At 65.3% G+C, this 5861-nt stretch carries 6 protein-coding genes; 5 read left to right on the top strand and 1 reads right to left on the bottom strand.

Features of this window, described 5'->3' with window-relative positions; translation table 11 throughout:
* The coding region (locus ACWDTP_RS36870) for a DUF3349 domain-containing protein (protein ID WP_450028166.1) at window positions 1-132 on the bottom strand (132 nt) is incomplete at its 3' end.
* Window positions 133-286: 154 nt separating this feature from the next.
* Between ACWDTP_RS36870 and ACWDTP_RS36875 the strand changes: the two genes are divergently transcribed.
* From ACWDTP_RS36875 to ACWDTP_RS36895, 5 genes are all read left to right on the top strand, one after another.
* Window positions 287-1738, top strand: a complete 1452-nt coding sequence (locus tag ACWDTP_RS36875; protein WP_450028162.1) for an LLM class flavin-dependent oxidoreductase — start codon at window positions 287-289, stop codon at window positions 1736-1738.
* A gap of 89 nt (window positions 1739-1827) precedes the next feature.
* Window positions 1828-2274 carry a hypothetical protein gene (locus tag ACWDTP_RS36880; RefSeq protein WP_450028163.1) on the top strand — a complete coding sequence of 149 codons (447 nt, stop codon included), beginning with the start codon at window positions 1828-1830 and terminating at the stop codon, window positions 2272-2274.
* A gap of 35 nt (window positions 2275-2309) precedes the next feature.
* Window positions 2310-3275, top strand: coding sequence for a transposase (locus ACWDTP_RS36885; RefSeq protein ID WP_450028167.1), 966 nt, complete (start codon window positions 2310-2312; stop codon window positions 3273-3275).
* A 128-nt stretch (window positions 3276-3403) separates the two neighbouring features.
* On the top strand, window positions 3404-4600 hold the full coding sequence (locus ACWDTP_RS36890) for a hypothetical protein (RefSeq protein WP_450028164.1): 1197 nt from the start codon (window positions 3404-3406) through the stop codon (window positions 4598-4600).
* Window positions 4601-4664: 64 nt separating this feature from the next.
* A complete protein-coding gene (locus ACWDTP_RS36895) occupies window positions 4665-5810 on the top strand; it encodes a homogentisate 1,2-dioxygenase (protein ID WP_450028165.1) in 1146 nt (381 codons plus the stop codon).
* The last annotated feature ends 51 nt before the right edge of the window (window positions 5811-5861 follow it).

Genomic DNA, 5861 nt, shown 5'->3' on the forward strand with positions numbered 1-5861 from the left:
GACCGATGAGCAGGTCAAGGGGGTGGCGCGCAGCAGCGCCAACAGCGGAACCCGGTCGGGGCCGGGCACCCCTTCGGGGTAGCCGGCCCGCAGCCAGTTCAGGATCGAGATCACCAGCGACTGTGTGCTCACGCGCCCAGTGTCGGGTGTGGGCGGTCCCCGCACCACTGGGGGGCACTACAGTTTGCCGGCCGTTCTCATGTCGTTCACCGACGAACCCGGTCCAAACAAATCCCGCTGAACACAATCGGTGACCCCGCCGCGTCGGATCGGCATCCTCGGCCGGGTGACCCGTGTGATCCGATTCAACGCCTTCGACATGAACTGCGTCGCCCACCAGTCCCCCGGTCTGTGGCGCCACCCGCAGGATCAGTCCTGGCGCTACAAGGACATCACCTACTGGACCGAACTGGCAAAGCTGTTGGAACGCGGGCGTTTCGACGGGCTGTTCATCGCCGACGTACTCGGCACCTACGACGTGTACGGGGCCGGCGACGAGGCCGCGATCCGCCAGGCCGCCCAGATCCCGGTCGGCGATCCGATGCTGCTGGTCTCGGCGATGGCGCTGGTCACCGAGAACCTGGGGTTCGGCATCACCACCGGGACGGGTTTCGAGCATCCGTACCCGTTCGCCCGGCGGATGTCGACGCTGGACCACCTCACCAACGGTCGGATCGGGTGGAACATCGTCACCGGATATCTGCCCGCCGCGGCACGCAATATGGGTCAGGTCGACCAGCCGGCCCACGACGCCCGCTACGACCATGCCGACGAATACCTCGAGGTGCTCTACAAACTCTGGGAAGGGTCCTGGGAGGACGACGCCGTGGTGCGCGACGCCGAGCGCGGGGTGTTCACCGATCCGGCCAAGGTGCACCACATCGGCCATTCCGGTGCGCATTTCAGCGTCCCCGAGGTACACCTGGCCGAGCCGTCGGTACAGCGCACCCCGGTGATCTACCAGGCCGGCTCGTCCCCGCGCGGGGTGCGGTTCGCCGCCGAAAACGCCGAGGCCATCTTCACCGCCGCACCCACCAAAGCGATTCTGCGTGAGACGGTTTCGACGATTCGGTCGGAGCTGGAACTGGCCGGTCGGGATCCGTACTCGGCCAAGATCTTCAATCTCACCACCATCATCACCGGCGAAACCGACGAGGAAGCCCACGCCAAACACGCCGAATACCTTGCCTACGGGGATCCGGAGGGGGCCCTGGTGTTCATGTCGGGCTGGATGGGCGTGGACCTGGCCCGCTACGGCCTGGACGAACCGATCGGCAACGTCGACTCCAACGCGATCCTGTCCGCGGTCAAGGCATTCCAGTCCGCCTCGGACAAGGGCGGTGAGTGGACCGTGCGCGATATCGCCGAGTGGGGTGAGATCGGCGGTATGGGACCGCGCATCGTCGGCTCCGGGGTCCGGGTCGCCGACACCCTGCAGGAGTGGGTGGATGAAACCGATGTCGACGGCTTCAACTTGGCCTACGCCATCACACCGGGTTCGTTCGCCGATTTCATCTCCTATGTGGTGCCCGTGCTCACCGCGCGTGGGGCGTACCAGTCGAGCTATGCGCCCGGCAGTCTGCGCAACAAGCTGCTCGGTGAGGGCGACCGACTCGCCGATGCGCACCGCGGTGCCGGCTACCGGGTGGGTGCGCGCAATTCGACCATCATCGACCGGCCGTCCACGGTGCCGTCGTCGTCGGCCTCCACCGCCGCCCAGCCCGCGCGGGGCCGTTAGGTTCCCCGCCGAGCAGACGTGAAAGTGCCCATTCCCCTCTTTGCCAGGCTGGTCGTGAGTCATTCATCGGCCAGTCTGGGAAGAGGGTTATGTCGATCAGTCCGGGTATGTCGGCGGCGGAGATTCGTGCGTTTGTCGACGAGTATCACTTGCAGCCTTTTGGACGTAAGGGGGCGTGGCTTGCTGCTCAGCAGGTGTCCTATCACCGGTTGAGGCGGTGGCGAGCGGCGGTGTTCGACGGTGACCTGGACCGGGGTCTGATTCCGCGAGAAGGTGGTGGGATGACAGTTCCTCCGGCCAAGCGCACAGCGTTGGCCAAGGCTCGAGCCGCGGGGCGGGTTGAGGCCGAATTAACTCTTTTGCGGGCGCGGGTGCGTGAACTTGAGCAGAGCAACGCGGGCCTGGAAAAAGCCAACGAGTCGTTGGGAAAAGCTATCGGGCTCTTGCACGCGCTGAGCGAGCACGAGCCCGACGCAACCCCGACCAGCGATCCCAGCAATTCATCACCGCCGAAAACGGACTCGTCACCGAGCTGACTGCCGCGATCGGATCTCAACGTCAGGCGTTGACGATGATCGGCTTGTCACGCTCGACGTGGCATTACCGGTTCAACCCACGTCCGCGGGTCACTAACCCGCTGCCCCAGAAGGATCGGGCTTACCCCTCCTGCATCGGTGAAGCTGACCGTGCGGTGATCAAGCACAAGATCCTGGCCGGCTGGAAGGTGGGCGCATCGGTGGATTATGCCTTCGCGTCCTGCTGGGACGAGGGCGTGATGCTGGCCTCACGGCGTTCCTGGTGGCGGATCGCAACAACGATCGAAGACCAAAGCGCCCGCCCGCTCACCCCAACCCGGTCAGCGGCCAAGACGCCCCGGCAAGCTCCGGTACTCAAAGCGACAGGCCCCGGCCAAATTTGGAGCTGGGACATCACCGACCTGCGCACCCCATGGCGCGGCGTGGCGTTTAAGGCGTACTCGATCATCGATATCTATTCCCGCAAGGTCGTGGGTTGGCGTGTCGAGGAACGCGAGTGCGACGACCTCGCCGTGGAAATGTTTGAGGCCGCCTTCGCCCGCCACGGACTGCCCGCAGTCGTCCACGCCGATTCCGGGCCGGCGATGCGTTCGACCGCACTCAAAGATCTCCTTGCCGATCTCGAGGTCGGCCAGACCCACAACCGACCCCGAGTCAGCAATGACAACCCGTTTTCTGAATCCGAGTTCCGCACAATGAAATACCGGCCGAACTATCCCGGAACCTTCACCGATCTCGACACCGCACGCGCCTGGGTGAACTCCTATGTGTCCTGGTACAACCACCACCACCGCCACAGCGGCATCGCCCTGTTCACTCCTGCCGAGGTCCACGACGGGGCGTGGATGCAGCGATGGCAACAACGCAATCAGACCCAACAGGCCTACTACAACGCCCACCCCGAACGGTTCCGCAACCGCCCACACACCAAAGCACCCAGCCCCATCGTCGGCATCAACCTACCCACCGAAACCGAACCCGACCGACTCCACGCAGCTTGACATCGGCCGTTCCCGGGTGAAAATAGGCACCTTTGTGTCTGCTCGCGCTGAGAAAGTCGGGTGAACGATTCACCCCGGTCCTCCGTCACTAAACCGGAACAGATCACACCGGCGGAGGAGCACTTCGATTGTCAACTGCGCGGCAAGGCCTTTCGACCCCCGTCCCGCTGACCTCCGAAGGAGTTCTCAAACGGGTCAACGCGCTGGTGGACGACCTACGTGTGCGTGCGCCCGAGACCGAGCAGCTCCGTGGCATGCATCCCGACAACCTGCGCGACCTGGCCGAAGTCGGGTTCTTCCGCCTGGCCATGCCCATCGACGTCGGCGGCTATCAGGCCGATGAGCATGTCTTCGCCGAGGCGCTCGCCCAAGTCGCGCGGGGCTGCCCGTCCACCGGTTGGATGTGCACGATCATGTCGCTCTCCAATCTCATCCCGGCACTGCTCACCGACGAGGCCGCCGACGAGATCTATGCCACGCCAGATCTGAGAATCAGCACGGCGATCGCACCGAGCGGACGGGCCACCCCCGTTCGGGGCGGCTTTCGGGTGAGCGGTCGCTGGTTGTGGAACACCGCAGGCATCCACAGCAATTGGTTCGCCGGGGCGTGCGTGGTGATCGGTGAGGAGCACCGGGGCCCGCGGGTGGTGCTGGTGCCCGCCGCCGCCGTCCGCCATCAGGACACCTGGCGCGCGGCCGGAATGGCAGGCACCGCCACGAATCCGGTCGCGGTGGACGACGTGTTCGTCCCCGCCGCGCGCACCATCCTCTCCAGAGACCCTGCCGAGGGCAACTATTCGGCGCGACGCTACTCGCGGCTGCCCTACTTCAACCGTCCATTCGTCATGTACATCAACGCCTGCAGCGCGCCGGCGCTGCTGGGGATGGCGCGCGGGGCGATGGACTGTTTCATGCGGACCCTCCCCACACGTGGTGCCATCACCTATACCGCGTGGCCAAAGGCCGCCCAGGCACCTCTGCTGCATCACCAACTGGCCAGGGCCCAGTACAACCTGGACGCCGCCGAGATGTTCACCGACCGGGTGATCGCGCTGTACGGCGGCACCCTCGGCCGCACCCCGACCATCGAGGAGCGGACCCAAGCCCGGGCCTACATCGGCCACATCGCCAGCCTGTCCCGGGCGTGCATCAACCAACTCTTCGAGGCGAGCAGTGCCTCACAGACCCTGTTGGATGCCGACATCCAGCGGTATTTCCGCGACATCAACACACTGCACCAGCACGCCGCGATACAACCCAACAGCGGCGACGAGGCGTATGGGCGGGTGTTGGCCGGCCTCGATCCGAACTCTGAGATCGTCTGACCACCAAGCATTCTCACGTCCCGGCAGGAACGTTCCGACCAGCCACCGAAAAAGAAAGAGGCCCATGCGATCCTGGTTTCACCTCAGCCGCGGCACCGTGCTACGGCAAGCCCATGTCAACCTGCCCGAGCTGGGCGGATTGAAGGAAGACATGATCACCCGCCGGGGCTTCAGCGGCCAGGCGGTCAACTTCTACCGCCGTAACGCTCCCACGGCATGGAACCGCATCGAAGGACCGATGCAGGCCCGCGACATCGACGGGCTGGCCCTGGACCCCACTGACCGCACGCACGCCGACGGCGGGCCGCTCAGGTTGTTCCACAATCCGGATGTGACCATCAGTGTCAGCCGCCGCACCGCCAACATGACCTACTCGGCGCGCAACGCCGACGGCGACGAGTTGCACTTCGTCCACGAAGGGACCGGCACCGTCTACACCGAGTACGGGCCGATCCCCTACGAGCCAGGCGATTTCGTCCTGCTCCCCAAGGGCGTCACCTATCGCCTGCGCCCCGACGGCCCCACCAATTACTTCCTGATCATCGAGTCGCCGGACGAGATCGGATTCGCCGACATCGGTCCGGTCGGGCGCTACGGACCATTCGATCCGTCGTTGTTGTTCATCCCGTCACCGAGTCTCGACGATCTCGGCGACGGACACAACGAGGACGGCGAGTACGCGGTGCGGATCAAGTCAGGTGGCGAGTACACCTCGGTGTTCTACGACTTCGACCCCATCGACGCGGAGGGCTGGAAGGGAGACCTGTTCCCGGTCAAGCTCAACATCCGCGACTACCGCCCGATCACCAGCGAGCGGCTGCACGTGATGCCTGCCGCGCACGGCATCTTCGCCACGCCGAACGTCCTGGTCGCCAACATGCTTCCGCGCCCGGCCGAAGCCGACCCCGAGGTGGAGCGGGTGCCCCCGTTCCACCGCAACATCGACTGTGACGAGTTCATCTTCGCCCACGGTGGCGAGGTGCTCGGCATGCCGCTCATCCCGGCCACCATCAACCACTATCCGCAGGGTCTGCATCACGGTCTGCCCGAGGCGGTCAGCGAGCTGGCCCGCAAGAACTGGAAACGCGACGAGTACTACAACCAGAAGCTCATCGCCGTCGACACCCGCCGGCCGTTGACGCCGACCCCGCAAGCCGTCGCGGCCACCCGCCACGTCGACCAGATCCGCGAAGGCCTCCCGGCCGACTGATACCCCGGCCCACCCGCCGAGCAGACGTGAAAGTGCCCATTTCCGCGTGGA

This window comes from Mycobacterium sp. NPDC003449 (genome assembly GCF_053588415.1).